Source organism: Bradyrhizobium sp. SZCCHNS3052 (assembly GCF_032484495.1).
In the GTDB taxonomy this organism is placed as follows: Bacteria; Pseudomonadota; Alphaproteobacteria; order Rhizobiales; family Xanthobacteraceae; genus Bradyrhizobium.
Map to the genome: position 1 here is coordinate 242,372 of NZ_JAUETB010000004.1, position 19,674 is coordinate 262,045.

Sequence of the window (19,674 nt, forward strand, 5' to 3'; positions counted from 1 at the left end):
TGCACGTCCGATCCCCGCCGGCCGCCGTTGGGCCCTTAATTTTTTCTAAAACGACATGCTTAACATTGCGTAAACGCCGCCGCGCCGCAGGGCGCGGCGGCATGATCGCGATGCCGGACCGGTTTGGCGCAGGCGCTACTTCCGCACGCAGATCACGCGCACCGTCGCCGCCTTGGCGTCGAGCGAGGTTCCGTCGGGCTTGACGCCATGCGTGGCGAGAAAGGCGCGCGTCGCATCGGCGCTGACCATCACGACCTGCGTCGATGGGATCAGCGCCGTGCCGGCGAGGACGCCGGGCTTGAGCAAGGTGACGCCGGCGAACTTGCCGTCGCCGTCGAGCGCCGCCGCTCCGGAAAAGCCGAGCCCGGGCGCCGGCGCCAGCGAGGCGTCGCCGGCGCCATTGCCGGCGAGCTGCGCCTTGACGGTGCTGATCGCGGCACCGCCGCCCTGGCTCTGCGGATCGGCGATGCCGACGATGTCGACCGACGATTTCGCACTGCCGCCCGACAGCGCCAGCGGCTTCAGGCCGCGCGCGCCGTAGATGCGCAGCAGCGCCAGGCCGCGCTCCTTGTCCTCGGCCACGCGCTCGGCATGGCCGAAACCGGGAATGGTGATCGCCACGCAGGCATCGGTCACCTCGCGATCGGCGATGATGGCGCCGTCCTGGGTAGCGATGATGCCGGTGCCGTAATCGACGCGGCGCCGTGGCGCGGGCTGCGCGGCCAATGTCGACGGAAACGCGGTGAAAGCGCTCGACATCGCGATCACGACCGGCTCGACCGTGTTCTCGGTGGCCTGATCGTAGAGGATGGTCAGGATACGCACCTCGTCGCCCCGAAAGGTGCCGCGGATGTAGAACTTCTTCAGGTTCTGCAGGCCCGAGAGCACGAAGAAGTCGGGCTTCACCACGCTGTAGTCGACGGTGCGGCCGGGCTCCTTCTTCTCGCGGTCGGCGAGCGCCGCGGTGGTCGGGTTCGCCTCCTTGCGGCGTGACAGCACGACCTGCACGGTGCCGGTGGGCGAGGTCCATTTCGAGCCGGTGCCGTCGCTGGTCTGTTGCGGCACCAGCTTTGCGGGAATGCCGAGCCGTGCGCCGCTGACCGGCTCGGTCACGAGCTTCCAGCCGACGCCCTCCTGCTTGCGGCGCGCGGTGTCGGCGAGCACGGCGCGCTCCTGCGGGTTCAGCACGCCGGTCGGCTTGCCGCCGACGAGCTTCTGGTATTCCTTGATCGCGTTGACCATGCGCTCGCTGACGTCGCCGGTGATCGCGCCATTGTACTGGCCGACCCAGGCGAGATCGGATTGCAGCGCGAGCCGCTCGGCCTGGCTCATCGCATTGGCGGTGTCGGCGGGAGCCTGCACGCCCGGGCGCGCCGGCTGGGTCGCGACGGGCTTGGGCTTGGCGCCCGGCGACGCGCCCTGCGGCGTCTGTGCCTGCGCCGACGCGCATGCGGCGATCCCGCAGATGAAGGTTGCCGTGGCCAGCCGTCTCATGACAAATCCCGATGCTCTTGCCGCGCCGCTAAATAAGCACATCTGCTTGGTCGGTCACAATCCGGCGAGGGTTCAGTGCGGAGAGCCGGCGTCTTCGCTACGGGCCGACAATGGGCTGACAGCGGTGCGGCAGCGGAAGGACGGTGTAACGATGCTGAGCGACGAAGAACTGGAGCGCTATGCCCGTCACATCGTGCTGCGCGACGTCGGCGGTCCCGGCCAGGCGGCGCTGAAGCGGGCGTCGGTGCTGGTGGTCGGCGCAGGCGGCCTCGGCGCACCGGCGCTGATGTATCTCGCCGCGGCTGGCGTCGGCACGATCGGCGTGGTCGACGACGACGTCGTGTCGCTGTCGAATCTGCAGCGCCAGGTCATCCATGCGACCCCCGACATCGGCAGACCCAAAGTCGAGAGCGCCGCCGAGCGCATCAACGCGCTCAATCCGCATGTGAGCGTCATGGCGCATCGGACCTGGCTCAATGCCGACAACGCGCTCGATCTGATCGGCGCTTATGATCTCGTGCTCGACGGCTCCGACAATTTCGACACCCGCTATCTCGTCTCCGATGCCTGCTTTCTGGCCGCGCGGCCGCTGATCACCGGCGCGCTCGGCACCTTCGATGCGTCGCTGACGACGATCCGGGCGCATGAGCGGAATGAGAAGGGCCAGTTTAATCCGACCTATCGCTGCCTGTTCCCCGAGCCGCCGCCGCCCGGCACGGTGCCCGCCTGCGCCGAAGCCGGCGTCATGGGTGCGCTCGCCGGCATGCTCGGCTCGATGATGGCGCTGGAGGCGATCCGCGAGATCGTCGGCTTCGGCGAGGGGCTGGTGGGACGGCTCTTGATGCTGGACGCGCGCACGATGCGCTTCGAGACCCTGCGCTATGGGCGCGATCCCGCCAATCCGCTGAATGGTGATGGACCTGTCATTGCGGACTTGAGCGCGCATCGGAAGTGACGGCCGCTTGAGTCGAGAGGCGCGCCACAAATTCACTGTCGTCCCGGACAAGCCCGGCGACGCAACGCGTCGTCGGGCGCCGATCCGGGACCATACTCCGTGTATGCAATGAGGCGCACGGAACGGGTCATCTGCCTGTTCCAGACATCACGCGGTATGGGTCCCCGCGTTCGCGGGGACGACACCGAGTTTGTTGCGCGACCTGGACTCGCATGACGCTCAGCCCGGCTGACCGCGCTCGCTGTCCATATGCACCAACTGCGCCTCCGGATAGCGCTCTCCGGCGGCGACACCAATCGGGAAGGCCTTGTCCAGCGCGGCGAGTTGGACCTCGGTGAGCTTGACGCAGAGCGCGCCGAGCGCCTCGTCGAGACGGTCGCGGCGGCGGGCGCCGACCAGCGGGACGATGTCGTTGCCCTGCGCGGCCACCCAGGCGATCGCGACTTGCGCCGGCGTGGCGCCGACCTCGCCTGCCAGGCTGCGCAGCGTGTCGACCAGGCTGAGATTGCGATCGAGATTGTCGCCACTGAAGCGCGGCGAATGGCCACGGAAATCAGCGGCGTTGGCGCGGTCCTTCGACCAGTGCCCGCTGATCAGCCCGCGCGACAGCACGCCATAGGCGGTGATGCCGATGCCGAGTTCGCGGCAGGTTTGCAGAATGTCGCTCTCGATGCCGCGCGAGATCAGCGAATATTCGATTTGCAGATCCGAGATCGGGTGCACCTTGTGCGCCCGGCGAATCGTCTCTGAACCGACCTCCGACAACCCGATATGCCTGATGTAGCCGGCCTGTTTCAGCTCGGCCATCGCGCCGATCGTGTCCTCGATCGGCACCTTGGGATCGAGCCGCGCCGGGCGGTAGATGTCGATGGCGTCGACGCCGAGCCGCTGCAGCGAATAGGACAGGAAGGTTCTGACAGCTTCGGGCCGGCTGTCATAGCCGAGCCAGCTCTTGTCGGGGCCGCGCAGGGCGCCGAACTTCACGGAGATCTGCACGTTGCGCGGACCGGCCGAGGCCAGCGCCTCGCGGATCAGCATCTCGTTGTGGCCCATCCCGTAGAAGTCGCCGGTGTCGAGCAGCGTGATGCCGGCGTCGAGCGCGGCGTGGATGGTGGCGATGCTCTCGGACCGGTCGGTGGGGCCGTAGAAGTCCGACATGCCCATGCAGCCTAGTCCGATGACCGAAACGTCGGGGCCGGTCGAGCCGAGTTGGCGGGTTTGCATGATCAATCTCCTCTTGCTGGCGCAGGCGGCTTGGTGGCCCGCCCGGACAACGCGGATATCGGCGCATTTTCGCGGCTCGAAAAGCTGGACAATTCCGAATGGACTGTTCAGCATATCGAACAATGAGCGAGCCGGACCTCCGCGATCTTCAAGCCTTCGCTGCCGTGGCTCGCAGCGGCAATTTCCGCCGCGCTGCGCGCGAGCAGGGACTCGCGGCATCCAGCCTCAGCCAGCGGCTCAAGGAGCTGGAGCAGCGGCTCGGCGTCCGGCTGCTCAACCGGACCACGCGGAGCGTCGGCCTGACGCAGGCCGGCGAGGCGCTGCTGGCACGGCTCGAGCCTGCGATGGCCGAGATCGAAGCGGCGATCCATCAGGTGCGCGGCCAGCAGCAGGTCGCGGCGGGGCGCCTGCGCATCAATGCGCCGCCGCCCGCGGTCGATCTGGTGCTGGCGCCGATGGTCGCGCCGTTCCTTCAGGCCTATCCGCTGATCGAGCTCGAGATCGTCGCCGACAGCGGTTTCGTCGACATCGTGCAGGCCGGGTTCGATGCCGGCGTGCGCTATGGCGAGCACCTGGCGCAGGACATGATCGCCGTGCCGCTCGGCGAAACGCAGCGCTACGCCATCGTCGCCTCACCGCAATATGTTGCGCAGCATGGCCGTCCCGCGCATCCGCGCGACCTGCTGCAGCATGGCTGCATTCGCACGCGCTTCTCGTCCGGTGCGATGCTGGATTGGGAGTTCGAGAAGGACGGGCAGGTGATCAGGATCGCGCCGCCGGCTCGGCTGATCGCGGTCCAGCTCGGTCTGGCCTTCCGTGCCGCCTGCGACGGGGTCGGCTATTGGGCGACATTCGAGGGACATGTGCGCGATGCGTTGGCGGCTGGCCGCCTCGTCAGCGTGCTGGACGACTGGTGCCCGCCGTTCCCCGGACCATATCTGTATTATCCGAGCCGCCGGCAACCGCCGCCGGCGCTGGCGGCGTTCGTCGCGTTCGTCGGGGAGTGGCGGAAGCGCGCGGGCGCCCCGCACCAGCTGCCGTCCCGGCCTTGAGCCGAGACCCATAACCACCAGCGTGAACGAGACGATGACGACCAGCGATGTCCCACGCGGACATTACGCGGTACGGGTCCCTGCGTTCGCAGCGACGACGCTGATTATGGGGTCGAGTGACCGGCCTACAACATGCTCGGCAGCACGCGGTCCGGCGGGCGGTGGTTGTCGAGGAAGGTCTTGATGTTGATGATGACCTTCTCGCCCATCTCGACGCGGCCTTCGATGGTGGCCGAGCCCATGTGCGGCAGCAGCGTCACCTTGCCGGCCTTGGCGAGCCGGACCAGGCGCGGATTGACCGCGGGCTCGTGCTCGAACACGTCGAGACCGGCGCCGGCGATATCGCCGGCCTCGATCAGCCGCGTCAGCGTCTCCTCGTCGATCACCTCGCCGCGCGCGGTATTGACGATGTAGGCGTCCTTGCGGATCAGCTTCAGCCGCCGTGCCGACAGCAGATGGAACGTCGCCGGCGTGTGCGGGCAGTTGACCGAGATGATGTCCATCCGCGCCAGCATCTGGTCGAGGCTCTCCCAGTAGGTAGCGCCGAGCTCGTCGGCGATCACGGGAGCGACCGGGCGGCGGTTGTGATAGTGGATCTGCAGGCCGAAGGCGCGGGCGCGCCGCGCCACGGCCTGGCCGATGCGCCCCATGCCGATGATACCGAGACGCTTGCCGCCGATGCGGTGGCCGAGCATCCAGGTCGGCGACCAGCCCGCCCAGTTCTTGCCCTCGGTGAGGATCGAGGCGCCCTCGATCAGCCGCCGCGGCACGGCGAGGATCAGCGCCATGGTCATGTCGGCGGTGTCCTCGGTGAGGACCTTCGGCGTGTTGGTGACGGTGATGCCGCGCGCTACCGCCGCCGCGACGTCGATGTTGTCGACGCCGTTGCCGAAGTTGGCGATCATGCGCAGCTTGCAATCGGGCTGATTGAGAATGTCGGCGCTGATGTGGTCGGTGACGGTCGGAACCAGCACCTCGGCGGTGCGCACGGCGTCGGCGAGCTGTTCCTGGCTCAACGGCTCGTCGTCGAGATTGAGCCTGGCGTCGAACAGCTCGCGCATGCGCGTCTCGACCGAGTCCGGCAGCTTGCGTGTCACCACGACGAGGGGCTTTTTCCTACCTGACATGTGCTGCTCTCATGAGATCCTTCAGACCTCATTAACCGGGTTCGCCGAAACTACCGTCGTCGCCTGAGAGCGGCGCTTCCCTGGACTGGTCGTGTCGGATCTCGCAGGTGGGCCGATCCGTCCCTGACAGGGCTTCGCGAGCGATTCTCAGGCGCTTCCTGGCCGCTTGTGTTCGGTCCTGTCTAGCAGAAGGCCCGGCCAAGACAAGAAGCCAACGGCAGGTCGGGACTGGCGCTTTCGGCAAGCCCTCTCCGAGCACGAAGGGGGGCAGCCGGGCGGTTCGATGGGGATCGGGCGAAGGATCGCAACGCAATCCGCTTTGATCGGAGCGCGGGTCGATCCTTTCGAGGGAGAGTGAGTTGAGTAAATTGACGTTGTGGCGTTTCGGTGCTGTCGTGGTGCTGCTGGTCTGTCTGTTCGACGTTGCCGTCGGCAGGGGCGGCGTTGCGGCGAAGGACTCCGTTCTCACCACCAGCGGCCTGCCGGTGCCGCGCTATGTCAGCCTGAAGTCGGATCATGTGAACGTTCGCGCCGGTCCGACCAAGGACAACGACGTGGCCTGGGTCTATACGCGCTCCGGCCTGCCGGTCGAGATCACCGCGGAATATGAGAACTGGCGCCGCGTGCGCGATTCCGAAGGCTCGGAGGGGTGGGTCTATCACTCGTTGCTGTCGGGGCGCCGCACGGCGGTGGTCACGATGAAGAACAAGGACGATCTCGCCCCGATCTACGAGAGCGCCGACGCGACCAGCGCGGTCACAGCGCGGCTGCAGGCCGGCGTTGTCGCGCAGGTGAAGAAATGCGGCAATGGCTGGTGCCGCGTGCTCGGCAATGGTTTCGAAGGCTGGATCCAGCAGCAGCGGCTGTGGGGCGTCTACGCCGACGAGCAGGTCAATTGAAGGCCCAGGTCAGCGCAATGCGCTGACCTCCATCCTGACGCGCTCCCGACACAAAAATGCCCGCAGCGGGTGCGGGCATGGTGCTTCGATGAAGACCTTCCGGAGGCTCAGCGCTTCTTGCGCAGCCGGACGACCATGTCGATCCGGGCGATCTCGTAACCTTCGGGCGCCTCCGGCAGCTTCGACAGCGCCAGATGCTGGTCCGGGATGTCGACCAGCTCGTGGTTGTTCTCGAGATAGAAGTGATGGTGGGCGGTGACGTTGGTGTCAAAATACGTCTTCGTGCCGTCAACGCTGACCTGGCGCAGCAGGCCGGCGTCGGTCAGCTGGTTCAGCGTATTATACACCGTGGCGAGCGAGACCGGAACCTTGGCCAGCGTCGCTTCCTCATAGAGCATTTCGGCGGTCAGATGCCGCGCGCCCTTGCCGAACAGCAGCCAGCCGAGGGCCATGCGCTGGCGGGTCGGGCGCAGCCCGGCCGCCTGCAGCATCTCGTTGACGTCGTGCCATGGGCAGCCATTGAGTGCTGGCTGCCGGCCGTTCCCGAGATCCGGGTTGCCGCGGTCATGACCACTCATCGAGGCGTTGTTGCTGACATCCACTTCAAGCACCGCACAATCTCGCTCTCATCCACAACCGATATAGGAAGAAACCCATTCAGATGCAAGCTTATCGCAACTAACGTATCTAGAACGCTCCTAAACTGCATTTGCCGCGCGGTTCGGGCGCCGGCCCTGGTGCTGCGTCGATTTACCTGGATACGCGCATTGACGCCGCAATCCTCTATGTTAGAGAGCGCCCGGACCCGATTTGCCCTGCCATGGTGAGCGCCGCCGGCCGTGATGGCCATGTGCGCGAATCCAGGCGTCGTTAGGCCCGCCGCTGACAGCGGTCATGTTCGCCAAGTGCGATGGCCCAGCCTTCGTGCCGACGCGATGACCGGCCAGCGCGGCGCGGAAGGGGGCGGCGCGCGGGAAGGGTCCATGTCGCGCGGCACAAATTCCACCGGGGATCGTTGAGAAAGGCCACCAAGCATGCTGGATCGGCGCAGCGCATATGAATACGAGGACCTGCTGGCCTGCGGCCGCGGGGAGCTGTTCGGCCCTGGCAATGCACAACTGCCGCTGCCGCCGATGCTGATGTTCGATCGGATCGTCGAGATCTCCGAGACCGGCGGCGAGTTCGGCAAGGGCGTCGTCCGCGCCGAGCTCGACGTGAAGCCGGATCTCTGGTTCTTCGGCTGCCATTTCAAGAATGATCCGGTGATGCCGGGCTGTCTCGGCCTCGATGCGATGTGGCAGATGGTCGGCTTCTACCTCGGCTGGACCGGCGGCGCGGGGCGCGGCCGTGCGCTGGGCCTCGGCGATCTCAAGTTTTCCGGCCAGGTGCTGCCGACCGCCCGCAAGGTTGTGTACAACGTCGACATCAAGCGCGTGATGCGCTCAAAGCTGGTGCTCGGTATTGCCGACGGGTGGCTTTCGATGGATGGCGAGATTATCTATCGCGCCAAGGACCTGAAGGTCGGCCTGTTCAAGCAGGGCGCCGCGCCGACTTGAACCGGCAGGCTGCGACCACAGACAGTGCAGCAGGCACGGCTGCAACACAACACACGAGCAAGGTGAGGCGGACATCATGAGGCGGGTTGTCATCACGGGCATGGGCATCGTCTCATCGATCGGCAACAACACCCAGGAGGTGCTCGCCAGCCTGTACGAGGCGAAGTCCGGTATCTCCCGCGCCGAGAAATATGCCGAGCTTGGTTTTCGTTCGCAGGTGCAAGGTGCGCCGACGCTGAATCCCGCCGACGTGGTCGACCGCCGCGCCATGCGCTTCCTCGGCGAGGGGGCGGCGTGGAATCATGTCGCCATGGAGCAGGCCATCCTCGATTCCGGGCTGGAGCCGACCGACGTCTCCAACGTCAGAACCGGCATCATCATGGGCTCAGGCGGGCCATCGACGCGCACGCTGGTGGAAGCGGCCGACATCACCCGCACCAAGGGCCCGAAGCGCGTCGGTCCGTTCGCCGTGCCGAAGGCAATGTCGTCGACGGCCTCGGCGACGTTGGCGACCTGGTTCAAGATCAAGGGCGTCAACTACTCGATCTCCTCGGCCTGTGCGACGTCCAATCATTGCATCGGCAATTCCTACGAGATGATCCAGTACGGCAAGCAGGACGTGATGTTCGCCGGCGGCTGCGAAGAGCTCGACTGGACGCTGTCGGTGCTGTTCGACGCGATGGGTGCGATGTCGTCGAAGCACAACGACACGCCCGCCACCGCGTCGCGGCCCTATGACGTCACGCGCGACGGCTTCGTGATCGCCGGCGGCGCCGGCGTCCTCGTGCTGGAAGAGCTCGAGCACGCCAAGGCGCGCGGCGCCAAGATCTACGGCGAGATCGTGGGCTACGGCGCGACGTCCGACGGCTACGACATGGTGGCGCCGTCGGGCGAGGGCGCTGAGCGCTGCATGCAGCTCGCGCTGTCGACCGTGAAGACCAAGATCGACTACATCAATCCGCATGCGACCTCGACACCCGCCGGCGATCCGCCGGAGATCGAGGCGATCCGCAAGGTGTTCGGCCGCGGCGAGAAATGTCCGCCAATCTCGGCGACCAAGGCGCTGACCGGCCACTCGCTCGGCGCCACCGGCGTCCAGGAAGCGATCTATTCGCTGCTGATGATGAAGAACGGCTTCATCTGCGAGAGCGCCAACATCACCGAGCTCGATCCCGCCTTCGCCGACATGCCGATCGTGCGCAAGCGCATCGACAACGCCAAGCTCGGCACCGTACTGTCGAACTCGTTCGGCTTCGGCGGCACCAACGCGACGCTGGTGTTCAAGCAGCTCGACGCCTAAGATTTCCAACAGCACTGGTTTCGTCGGCATCATGGCCGGGCAGCAGCGCGAAGCTCATTCTTCGCACCGATGTCCGGCTATTGGCGTCTCGAAGGCGGAACGATCATCCTGGCTGGGTCGATCCCGGCATGACGAAGGAGAGACATCATGCAGGGACTGATGGCAGGCAAGCGCGGCCTGGTCATGGGCATCGCCAACGACCATTCGATCGCCTGGGGCATCGCCAAGACGCTGGCGGCGCACGGTGCCGAGATGGCCTTCACCTATCAGGGTGACGCGCTCGGCAAGCGCGTCCGTCCGCTCGCCGATGAGCTCGGCGTCAAGCACGTGTTGCCTTGCGACGTCGAGGACATCGCCAGCGTCGACGGCGTGTTCACCACATTGCGCGAGGCCTGGGGCGGGCTCGACTTCGTCGTCCATGCGGTCGCCTTCTCCGACAAGAACGAGCTCAAGGGCCGCTACGCCGAGACCTCGCGCGAGAATTTTGCGCGCACGATGCTGATCTCCTGCTTCTCCTTCACCGAGATCGCCAAGCGCGCCGCCGAGCTGATGCCGGAAAGCGGCGGCAGCATGATCACCTTGACCTTCGACGGCTCCAACCGCGTGATGCCGAACTACAACGTGATGGGTGTCGCCAAGGCCGCGTTGGAAGCCTCGGTGCGCTATCTCGCCGCCGACTACGGCCGCCGCAGCATCCGTGTCAACGCGATCTCGGCCGGCCCGGTGCGCACGCTGGCGGGCTCGGGCATCGGCGATGCCCGCTTCATGTTCGCCTTCCAGCAGAAGCACTCGCCGCTCGGTCGCGGCGTGACCCTGGAGGAGCTTGGCGGCTCGGCGCTCTATCTGCTGTCGGAGCTGTCCGGCGGCGTCACCGGCGAGATCCACTACGTCGATTCCGGCTACAACGTGATCTCGATGCCGCGCCCCGAGGATCTCAAGGCGGACTGACCTCCGCGCGCATCGGCGGTATCAGGGGAACGCGGGACTCCGTCCCCCGATCGACCCAAATTTTCCCAGTTGAAGACAATGTTCCTGAACGGCTAATCAGGAAGCATTGGCGCAACTCGTGTTGGTTGTTGCGACGACGCTGCGATGCATCATGACCGGTGCATCGGCCGCGGCCGTCAGCCAGCCGCTCGCGCCGGCAGCAAGACAAGTCGTGGGGGCGATTGATGCTGCGTTCGAAGGCCCGTGTCATCGCTCTCTGCGCGATGACCGGCATTGCGCTTGTAGCAGGGGGCGTCGGGCCGGCGCAGGCGCAATCGAGCGTCTGGGACTCCACGATCTCCAACACCAGCTGGTATGTGCCGACGGCGCAGCTGCTCGCCTACATGTCGCCGAAGACGGGCTTCTCCAATCCGGTCCCGATCGGTGACCAGACGTTGTGGACCTTGGGCACCGCGAGCAACGGCGCCTTCACCGGCACCAGCGTCGCGCAGCTCAGGATCGGGCTGGCGCTGCTGACGGACACCTCGACCATCCAGGGCTTCGTCACCACCAGCGGCCAGATCACCATGCTGTTCACGCCGACCGGCGGCGGCACTGCGACCGTCGGACTCGGCTATATGCGCAACGTCAACGGCGTGACCAGCATGGAAATGCAGATGATCACCGGCGACAGCCTGCTGGTGACGCATTGGGCCTACATGCTGCCCTATGATCCCGCGACCTTCACGCCGCCGCCGTCAGCACCGGTGCCGGCCAACTCCGTGCCGCAATGGGCGTGGACCGCCGGCACGCCTTGGCGGATCGTCAGTCCGACGTTGTTCGGCACGCAGGCGCCGGGCCGTTTCGTCATCACCAACTATCAGAACGGCTATTTCTGGGGTGCGGGCGTCGCACCGCCCGGCAGCGCCGCGGCGGGCTTCACGCTGCTCGGCTCGGTGACTCCCGAGGGCAGCCTGCTGTTCAACACCCTCTCGCGCGGCACCCTGACCAGCCTCTATGGCACGGCGAGCGGCAACGCCGCGGGCGCGCAGATGCTGGTGTCGACCTACGACCTTACCGGGAATTTGACTGGAGGACTGGCGACGATGTCGCTGATCCAGCCTTATGCGGATACGCTGCGGTCTGCGGGCGGCCGCGTCGGACTGGAGGCGGCTGACGTGCTGTACCGGCTGTCGATGACGTCGGCCGGCTGGACCGGATCGATGGTCTCGGGCTTTGCCGCGCTTGATAATCTCAGCGGTCCATCTCTCAGCGCCGCCGTGAAGCAGACGTTGCCGGTGTTGACCGGGGCGGCCTCGCAGGCGACCCATGTCAGCCAGCAGGCGTTCCGGCAGACGATGACCAACAGGCTCGACGATGTCGGCAGCATCGGCTGGGCCGCTGGTCGCAATGTCTGGATGCAGCCTCTCGGCGGCACCGCGCAGCAGACGGGGCGCGATGGCGTTCCCGGCTATGACGCCTCCGGCGGCGGTCTGGCGTTCGGCGCCGACGTCGCAGTCTCGTCCCGCGCCATCATTGGCGGCGTTCTCGGTTATTCTCATCACACGATCACGGGAAGCGACGCCGCCGTGCCGAACCGTCTCGGTCTCGCCTCCTATCAGCTCGGGCTCTATGGAGCCTACGCCATCACCCGTGATGTCCTCTTCGACTATCAGCTCGATGGCGGATCGACCGATAACGGCGAAAACCGGTCGCTGAGCTTCATGGGCGCATCCGCCGGCGGCAGCTATCGCTCCTACAGCGGCCATGCCGGCGCAGGCATCAAGACGCGCATTCCGCTGCAGGACGGATTCGCGCTCGTTCCAGCACTGCGCCTGGACTACGGCACGGTTCGCAGCAATTCCTACGGCGAGAACGGTGCCGGCGGTTTCAGCCTCAACGTCGATCCTCAGATCTATCAGGAGCTCGTGACGACGGCGCAGCTGAAAGCGGTCTACGCGCCCACCAGGCAGATTCGTCTGACCAGCGATATCGGCGTCGGCTACAACGCGCTGAATCAGCCGCTGCAGATCAGCGCGGCGTTCTCGGGCGGCGGCGAGAGCTTTGTCACCCATGGCCTCGGCCTGTCGCCATGGATCTATTCGGCGGGCCTTGGTCTTGTGGCCGCCGGCAACGACCGGCTCGACCTCAGCATCCGCTATGGCATCAACGCGACATCGTCCGGTCTCGTCCAGCAGTCGGGCCACGCGGTGCTGAAGATCAGGCTGTGACGCGCCGAGCTCGTCGTTCTATTCGCGCCCGAAATAGGCCGGCAAGCGCTGGTCGAGCCGGAATTTAAGCATCGAACGCGCCATGTCGCGCAGCACATTGTTGTTCGCAGCCTCCGGCGGCGAAGCGGGGAATGCGGAGTTGTCGACGTCCCCGGCGTGAGACGGCGGTCCGACGCCGGACGTCAGCCGTGAGAGCAGCGATCTGGAGCTCGTGGCAGGCTCGCGCGTCTCGAACGTCGCGCCGTCATAGAGCTGGATATCGATCATGGTGAAGACGTGGCTGATCCGGCCGAATCCCTCGCCCCGGTTGATGACACCGACGCCGGTAACCTCGTCGTTTGTCGAGGGTTCGCTGTCGGTCCGGCGGGTGATCACGAGGTAGCGAGCGCACCCTGCCGTGCCGGCCACCTTCCTGACGATGGGCGTGAGCTTCCCGTTCTCGGCCTTGACCGGTGGCGACTGATAGAACGGATCGAATGCGCCCTTGGGGACGCTGATGCGGCGGATCCCGCTATCACCCGCGGCTGCCTTCACACGCGCGTAGACGATGTCGTCGAAACCCCAGGACACCGGCACTTCGGCGTACTCGTTGCCCAGGCGGGTCATGCCGTTCTTCTGCACCGTGAAGGCATCGCCGAGCGCGGCGATCACCCCGACCTCGCACGGTCCGCCCTCGCGAAGGGCCGTCGTCGGCTTGGCTGCCTTGGCAGCGGTGCCCGCGGTCTTTGGCGCTGTTTTGGCATTCAGCGGCGCCGGCGCCGATTGCGCCAGGGCATTGGTGCATGACCAGATCACGGCCATGAACAGCGGCGCCAGTCGGCGAGAGATGGTCACTGGGAGAGCTCGTCGCATAAGGGAGAGGATTGGGCCAATGAAGCTCGTTCGAACCGTGTGAACGCGGGCGACGGCATCATTCGATCTTCAGATAGCTCGGCAGGTCGCGATCGAGCTTCGCCGCGACCAGAGTACGCAGCCGCTCGCGCAGGACGGTGCTGGAGGCCGCAGCCGCGAGAGGCTCGGGGAAGTCGGCATTGTTGAGCTTATTGAGAGGATCCTCGGTGAGCCTCATGGTCTCGGCCAGCCTGGCGCCGGTATCCGCCGAGAACGAGCTGATCTTCTCGTAGGATTGGCCGTCGATGAGCGTGATGTTGACGTTCGCAAACAGATGCGAGTGCCTGAGGATCGATCCGACCCCCTGATTGTAGGCGCCGATGCCTCTGAGCCTCAGGGTGGTGTTGGGAATGGTCGTCTCGAACCTGGTGACGACGAGGTAGCGTGCGCAGTTGGCATTCGTGGTGACGTTGCGCACGATCGAGGCCAGGCTCTCCTTCGGATCGGGCAGGAAGCGCGACGTCGGATGGTAGTACGGCTCGAACGCGCCTTTCGGATAGCCGATCCTGTGCACGGCCGGGTCGCCGCCGGTGGCCGCGCGCACGCGCGCCATGGCGAGGTCGTCCAGTCCCCATCCCGGCAACGTGACTTCGTCCTCTTCGATTTCAAACACGGTGAGGCCGAACTTGCTGACGGCGAGCTGGTCGCCGAGTGCGGCAATGACGCCAAGACGGCACGGACCGCTTTCGATGGCGCCTGGTTTCGCCATCGCCTTTGTCTTTCCGGAGGGTTTCTTGGCCGCGGGGGCGGCCTTGGGCGCCGTTGCTGACGGAGCCTGGGCCCAAGCCCCGGTTGCGAAGGCAGCGGCGAGGACGACGAGCGCAAGGCGGCGGATCGGCAGGAGCGGCACGGACATGGGGACGGTTCGAGAATGCAAGGTCGTCGGGAACTCGAACTTAGTTCGCCTGCGAAGGCGCACGCAACGGTTTCCGGTCGCCACGCGCAAGATTTGCGCTTGCACGCTCTGCGATCAGGAGGCCGCCGCCTGACCGTCACGCTTCCAGCGATAATATTTCATGATCCGGCCGTGCAGCGGGTCAGCTTCCTCCTTTTCCAGCACGAAGCCCTCGCGCTCGTACCAGCGCCACGCCTTGTCGTTGCCCTTCGCGCAGCGCAGCCACACTTCGTCGGGGAGCAGCTCGCGGGTGAAGGCGAGCAGCCGGCGGCCGAGCGAGCGGCCCTGATGGGACGGGGCGATCATCAGCTGGTCGAGATAGAGCGTGGGGACGTTGATCGCGAGCATCGCCGCGAGGCCGCCGCGGTCGTCGGCGACATACAGGCTCCAACCGCCAGCGACTTCGCGCGGCACGCGCTCCCTGAGGACCGCGAGCAGCCTCTCGCTCTGCGTTTCCAGGCCCGTCGAACACCAGCTCTCCATCCAGAGCCTGGCGACGGCGTCGTATTCGTCCGGGCGGGCAGGGCGGATGATAGGATGGTGCATGTGGGTGACCTTAAGCGGGGTGACGGCCTCTGCATCCGCAGCCGTGACCCGGGACGTGCGAGGGTGCGCGACCAATAGGACAACAAAAAAGGGCGGCTCGAAAGCCGCCCTTTGTGTTTCACTCGAATGGTGCCCCGGCTTTACTCGCCGGCGGCTTCGCGCGCCTCGGCGGGCGCGTCCTTCTGCTTGGCCTCGAGATCCTCGCCGGTGGTCTGGTCGACCGCCTTCATCGACAGCCGGGTCTTGCCGCGGTCGTCGAAGCCGAGCAGCTTGACCTTGACCTTGTCGCCTTCCTTGACGACGTCGGTGGTCTTCTGCACGCGCTTGTCGGCGAGCTGCGAGATGTGCACGAGGCCGTCGCGGGTGCCGAAGAAGTTCACGAAAGCGCCGAACTCCATCACCTTGACGACGGTGCCGTCATAGATCTGGCCGACCTCCGGATCGGAGGCGATCGACTTGATCCACTTGATGGCGGCCTTCATCGCCTCGCCGTCGTTGGAGGCGACCTTCACGGTGCCGTCGTCCTCGATGTTGACCTTGGCGCCGGTCTTCTCGACGATCTCGCGGATCACCTTGCCGCCGGTGCCGATCACTTCGCGGATCTTGTCGGTCGGGATCTTGAAGGTCTCGATGCGCGGCGCGTATTCGCCGAGCTCGGCGCGCGCGGCGGTCAGCGCCTTGGACATCTCACCCAGGATGTGGATGCGGCCTTCGCGGGCCTGGCCCAGCGCAACCCGCATGATCTCCTCGGTGATGCCCTCGATCTTGATGTCCATCTGCAGCGAGGTGATGCCGCTCTCGGTGCCCGCAACCTTGAAGTCCATGTCGCCGAGATGGTCCTCGTCGCCGAGAATGTCGGACAGCACGGCGAAGCGGCTGCCTTCCAGGATCAGACCCATCGCGATGCCCGCGGTCGGCCGCTTCAGCGGCACGCCTGCATCCATCAGCGCCAGCGAGGAGCCGCAGACGGTGGCCATCGACGACGAACCGTTGGACTCGGTCACCTCCGACACCACGCGCGTGGTGTAGGGGAACTCGTGATGCGGCGGCAGCACCGGGTGGATGGCGCGCCAGGCGAGCTTGCCGTGGCCAATCTCACGGCGCTTGGTGCCGCCGAGACGGCCGCTCTCACCGACGGAGTAGGGCGGGAAGTTGTAGTGCAGCAGGAACGTCTCCTTGTACGTCCCCGACAGCGCGTCGATGTACTGCTCGTCCTCGCCGGTGCCGAGCGTGGTTACGACCAGCGCCTGGGTTTCGCCGCGGGTGAACAGCGCCGAACCGTGGGCGCGGGGCAGCACGCCGACCTCGCAGACGATGTTGCGCACCGTCTTGGCGTCACGGCCGTCGATGCGCTTGCCGGTGTCCAGGATGTTCCAGCGGACGATCTTGGCCTCGAGCTCCTTGAACACGGCGGCGATCCGGAGCTTGTCGTATTTCGGCTCCTGCCCCTCGGGGAAGAAGTAGGCCATCACCTTTTCCTTGACGGCGCCGACGGCAGCATAGCGCTGCTGCTTGATCGGAATCGCGTAGGCGTTGCGCAGGTCCTGCTCGGCGATCCCGAGCATCTCCTTCTCGATCGCGCCGTTGTCGATGATCGCGACGTCGCGCGGCTCCTTGGCGGCCTTCTCGGCGAGCTCGATGATCGCGTTGATCACCGGCTGGAAGTGACGGTGACCGAACATCACCGCGCCGAGCATGATGTCCTCGTTGAGCTCCTTGGCCTCCGATTCCACCATCAGCACGGCGTCCGAGGTGCCGGCGACGACCAGGTCGAGCTGGGTGTCGGCCATCTCGTCGAGGGTCGGATTGAGGATGTATTCGTCATTGGCGAAGCCGACGCGGGCCGCGCCGATCGGACCCTTGAACGGAACGCCCGACAAGGTCAGGGCGGCCGACGCGCCGACCAGCGCCACGATGTCCGGATCGTTCTCCATGTCGTGCGACAGCACGGTCACGATCACCTGGGTCTCGTTGCGCCAGGCATCGACGAACAGCGGGCGGATCGGGCGGTCGATCAGGCGGGAGACCAGCGTCTCCTTCTCGGTCGGACGGCCCTCGCGCTTGAAATAGCCGCCGGGAATGCGGCCCGCGGCGTAGGTCTTTTCCTGATAGTCGACGGTCAGGGGCAGGAAGTCGACGCCCTCGCGCGGCGCCTTGGCGGCGACGACGGTCGCGAGCACGACGGTCTCGCCATAGGTGGCGACGACGGCGCCGTCAGCCTGACGGGCGATCTTGCCGGTTTCCAGCCTGAGCGGACGCCCACCCCAGTCGATCTCGACGGAATGCTTGGTAAACATGGGTATCTTCTTTCATGAGATGATCGAAGGCAGACCCCCCGGAAACAAAAAAACCATGCGCAAGATTGCAGGGCGCTGGAAAACGATCAGCGCCCTGCGATCCTGCCATGGTTTTCTTATTTCGGATGGCGTCCATCCTTCTCGTAAATAACGGGCACCTTGCCCGTTACGCCCAGCGGCCGGATTGCTGCTGAGGCGTACTGCATGGTCCGGGCAGGATCAGGCGAAGAGCGTATCTGCCTCTTTCCAGACCCAGCCGGACCGCACGATCCCGGACTCGCGAACGCCGCGATCGAAGCGGCGTCCTCGGCATCATGCCATCAACGCGCGCTGGACTGCGCGCGCTCATTCCAACGCGAAGCTCAACGACGGATGTTGTGCTTCTCGAGCAGCGCCTTGTAGCGCGCCTCGTCGTTCTTCTTCAGATAGTCCAGCAGCGAACGGCGGGTCGACACCAGCTTCAGGAGGCCGCGGCGGGAGTGGTTGTCCTTGCCGTGGGTCTTGAAATGGCTGGTCAGGTTGTTGATGCGTTCCGACAGGATCGCAACCTGCACCTCGGGAGAACCGGTATCACCGGCCTTGGTGGCGTTCGCCTTGATGATTTCCGCCTTGCGCTCTGCGGTCACCGACATCGTCAGTCTCTTTCGTTGCGACCGGAGCTGGCAGTCAGTCCGGTCAGGTTGAACACGCGCTTGGGGATGAGTTCGCCATTGCCAATTTCGGCAAGCGCCAGAAGGCGGCCTGCGACCGTGACATAGACTGTGCCGCTACTATTGGGCGCATCCCGTCCGCGCAACAAAACGGCCTGGCCCCTGTGGAGCCTTGCCGCATCAGCCCGAGTGACGGCCAGTGCCGGGATGTCGTCCAGCGCGGTCTCAACGGGCAGGAGTGCGTCGGCGAGGCTTCCCTCACCGGACGCGGCTCTATTGCACAAAGCCTCCAACTGTTCCAGCGGAATCATGTCGTTCTCGGTAAACGGACCCACCAGGGTCCGCCGGAGCGCGCTGATATGGCCGTAACAGCCGAGGAGGCGGCCCATGTCGCGGGCCAGCGCCCGGACATAGGTTCCCTTGCCGCATTCCGCCTCGAATACCGAATGGTCGGGGTCGGGCTGGTCGACGAGGGTCAGTTCATGGATCTCGACCGGGCGCGGCTGGAGCTCGACGACCTCGCCGTCGCGGGCGAGATCATAGGCGCGCTCGCCCTGGATCTTGATCGCGGAATAGCGCGGCGGCGTCTGCTCGATCCGGCCGGTAAATTGCGGCAGCAGCGCCCGGATCGCCGCGGCATCCGGCCGGCTGTCGCTGGTCTCGACGACCCGTCCTTCGGTGTCGTCGGTATCGCGCTCCTCGCCCCAGGTCACGGTGAAGCGGTAGCGCTTGCGGCCGTCCATCACGAAGGGAACCGTCTTGGTGGCTTCGCCCAGCGCGATCGGCAGGCCACCGGAGGCGAGCGGATCGAGCGTGCCGGCATGGCCGGCGCGCTTGGCCTGGAACAGGCGCTTCACCACCGCCACGGCCTGGGTCGAGGTCATGCCGATCGGCTTGTCGAGCACGACCCAGCCATGGACGTCGCGACGATCGCGGCGCGGCTGGTTGCCCTGACCGTTCCCTTGGCGCGGCTTGTTGCGCGGATCGTTGTTGTCGCGCGGCGGGCGTCCGTCGGCAGAATGGATCGTCTTGGCCGCGGTCGCTTCGGCGCTCGGCGCGTCGACAGTGCCGGTTTCGGGGGGAATGGTCATCAGCTCTCTTCCGAATCCGAATTGAGGTCTCTCTGCACCGCGGGTGTTCGCAGTAATTTCTCGATCCGTTCCGCTTCGTCGAATCGCTCGTCGACGCGGAAGCGGATGTCAGGTGCAAATTTCAGGTTAACGCGCCGCGCGATGTCGCCGCGCAGGAACTTCTTGTTGCGCTCCAGCGCGGTGAGCACGACGTCCGTATCCTGTCCGCCGAGCGGCATGATGTAGATCGTGGCGAGCTTCAGGTCGGGCGACATGCGGACTTCGGGCACCGTGATGATGTGTCCCTCCAGGTCCGGGTCGTGCACGTCACCGTGGCTGAGAATGTCGGCGACAGCGTGACGCACAGTTTCGGCCACGCGCAACTGACGCTGCGAGCCGCCGGAAGCGGCGCTTCCCCTCTGGTGATGGCGAGGCATTTTTCAAAAATCCAATGGATCGTCGCCCGGCGTGAGCACGGGCGAGAGGATCATTCTGATTGAGTTCAACGACGCTTCGTTAAGTTCAAGAGGCGCGGCGATTCCGCATGTTCACGGAATCGC

At 65.8% G+C, this 19,674-nt stretch carries 18 protein-coding genes; 7 read left to right on the top strand and 11 right to left on the bottom strand.

Features of this window, described 5'->3' with window-relative positions:
- Positions 1 to 135: 135 nt before the first annotated feature.
- A complete protein-coding gene (locus tag QX073_RS16075) occupies positions 136 to 1,494 on the bottom strand; it encodes a peptidoglycan-binding protein (RefSeq protein ID WP_315751769.1) in 1,359 nt (452 codons plus the stop codon).
- 151 nt (positions 1,495 to 1,645) lie between these two features.
- On the opposite strand from QX073_RS16075, the gene QX073_RS16080 reads away from it, so the two are divergent.
- Positions 1,646 to 2,449, top strand: a complete 804-nt coding sequence (locus QX073_RS16080; protein WP_315716910.1) for a molybdopterin-synthase adenylyltransferase MoeB — start codon at positions 1,646 to 1,648, stop codon at positions 2,447 to 2,449.
- 219 nt (positions 2,450 to 2,668) lie between these two features.
- Here the strand turns inward: QX073_RS16080 and QX073_RS16085 are convergent, their stop codons facing one another.
- Positions 2,669 to 3,673 (bottom strand): aldo/keto reductase, encoded by a 1,005-nt coding sequence (locus QX073_RS16085; RefSeq protein ID WP_316226018.1) that lies wholly within the window; start codon positions 3,671 to 3,673, stop codon positions 2,669 to 2,671.
- A gap of 122 nt (positions 3,674 to 3,795) precedes the next feature.
- On the opposite strand from QX073_RS16085, the gene QX073_RS16090 reads away from it, so the two are divergent.
- Positions 3,796 to 4,725 carry a LysR family transcriptional regulator gene (locus tag QX073_RS16090; protein ID WP_316226019.1) on the top strand — a complete coding sequence of 310 codons (930 nt, stop codon included), beginning with the start codon at positions 3,796 to 3,798 and terminating at the stop codon, positions 4,723 to 4,725.
- Positions 4,726 to 4,850: 125 nt separating this feature from the next.
- Here QX073_RS16090 and QX073_RS16095 read toward each other — a convergent pair whose 3' ends face one another.
- Positions 4,851 to 5,852, bottom strand: a complete 1,002-nt coding sequence (locus QX073_RS16095; RefSeq protein ID WP_315716913.1) for a D-glycerate dehydrogenase — start codon at positions 5,850 to 5,852, stop codon at positions 4,851 to 4,853.
- Between the two features lie 413 nt (positions 5,853 to 6,265).
- On the opposite strand from QX073_RS16095, the gene QX073_RS16100 reads away from it, so the two are divergent.
- On the top strand, positions 6,266 to 6,751 hold the full coding sequence (locus QX073_RS16100) for an SH3 domain-containing protein (RefSeq protein WP_409977910.1): 486 nt from the start codon (positions 6,266 to 6,268) through the stop codon (positions 6,749 to 6,751).
- 107 nt (positions 6,752 to 6,858) lie between these two features.
- Here QX073_RS16100 and irrA read toward each other — a convergent pair whose 3' ends face one another.
- Positions 6,859 to 7,329 (bottom strand): iron response transcriptional regulator IrrA, encoded by a 471-nt coding sequence (gene irrA, locus QX073_RS16105; protein WP_315716966.1) that lies wholly within the window; start codon positions 7,327 to 7,329, stop codon positions 6,859 to 6,861.
- A gap of 456 nt (positions 7,330 to 7,785) precedes the next feature.
- On the opposite strand from irrA, the gene fabA reads away from it, so the two are divergent.
- The 4 genes from fabA to QX073_RS16125 all read left to right on the top strand — a co-directional run bounded on the left by fabA (position 7,786) and on the right by QX073_RS16125 (position 12,765).
- Entirely contained in the window at positions 7,786 to 8,307 is a 522-nt protein-coding gene (gene fabA, locus QX073_RS16110; RefSeq protein WP_315716914.1) for a 3-hydroxyacyl-[acyl-carrier-protein] dehydratase FabA, read from the top strand.
- A 76-nt stretch (positions 8,308 to 8,383) separates the two neighbouring features.
- Positions 8,384 to 9,607, top strand: coding sequence for a beta-ketoacyl-ACP synthase I (fabB, locus tag QX073_RS16115; RefSeq protein ID WP_315716915.1), 1,224 nt, complete (start codon positions 8,384 to 8,386; stop codon positions 9,605 to 9,607).
- Positions 9,608 to 9,754: 147 nt separating this feature from the next.
- Positions 9,755 to 10,555 (top strand): enoyl-ACP reductase FabI, encoded by an 801-nt coding sequence (gene fabI, locus QX073_RS16120; RefSeq protein WP_316226020.1) that lies wholly within the window; start codon positions 9,755 to 9,757, stop codon positions 10,553 to 10,555.
- A gap of 224 nt (positions 10,556 to 10,779) precedes the next feature.
- Entirely contained in the window at positions 10,780 to 12,765 is a 1,986-nt protein-coding gene (locus QX073_RS16125; protein WP_316226021.1) for an autotransporter domain-containing protein, read from the top strand.
- A gap of 18 nt (positions 12,766 to 12,783) precedes the next feature.
- Here the strand turns inward: QX073_RS16125 and QX073_RS16130 are convergent, their stop codons facing one another.
- The 7 genes from QX073_RS16130 to rbfA all read right to left on the bottom strand — a co-directional run bounded on the left by QX073_RS16130 (position 12,784) and on the right by rbfA (position 19,551).
- On the bottom strand, positions 12,784 to 13,566 hold the full coding sequence (locus QX073_RS16130) for a hypothetical protein (protein ID WP_315751775.1): 783 nt from the start codon (positions 13,564 to 13,566) through the stop codon (positions 12,784 to 12,786).
- 109 nt (positions 13,567 to 13,675) lie between these two features.
- Positions 13,676 to 14,512, bottom strand: coding sequence for a hypothetical protein (locus tag QX073_RS16135; protein WP_316173529.1), 837 nt, complete (start codon positions 14,510 to 14,512; stop codon positions 13,676 to 13,678).
- Positions 14,513 to 14,626: 114 nt separating this feature from the next.
- Positions 14,627 to 15,097, bottom strand: a complete 471-nt coding sequence (locus tag QX073_RS16140; RefSeq protein WP_316173531.1) for a GNAT family N-acetyltransferase — start codon at positions 15,095 to 15,097, stop codon at positions 14,627 to 14,629.
- A gap of 140 nt (positions 15,098 to 15,237) precedes the next feature.
- Complete coding sequence (pnp, locus tag QX073_RS16145) at positions 15,238 to 17,394, bottom strand: polyribonucleotide nucleotidyltransferase (protein WP_316226022.1); 2,157 nt, start codon at positions 17,392 to 17,394, stop codon at positions 15,238 to 15,240.
- 362 nt (positions 17,395 to 17,756) lie between these two features.
- Positions 17,757 to 18,026, bottom strand: coding sequence for a 30S ribosomal protein S15 (rpsO, locus tag QX073_RS16150; protein WP_009025947.1), 270 nt, complete (start codon positions 18,024 to 18,026; stop codon positions 17,757 to 17,759).
- Between the two features lie 2 nt (positions 18,027 to 18,028).
- Complete coding sequence (truB, locus tag QX073_RS16155; protein WP_316226023.1) at positions 18,029 to 19,135, bottom strand: tRNA pseudouridine(55) synthase TruB; 1,107 nt, start codon at positions 19,133 to 19,135, stop codon at positions 18,029 to 18,031.
- Positions 19,135 to 19,551: a 30S ribosome-binding factor RbfA gene (gene rbfA / locus QX073_RS16160; protein WP_315716923.1), complete on the bottom strand. Its 417-nt coding sequence runs from the start codon at positions 19,549 to 19,551 to the stop codon at positions 19,135 to 19,137. Before rbfA ends, truB begins: the two co-directional genes overlap by 1 nt.
- Positions 19,552 to 19,674 lie beyond the last annotated feature (123 nt).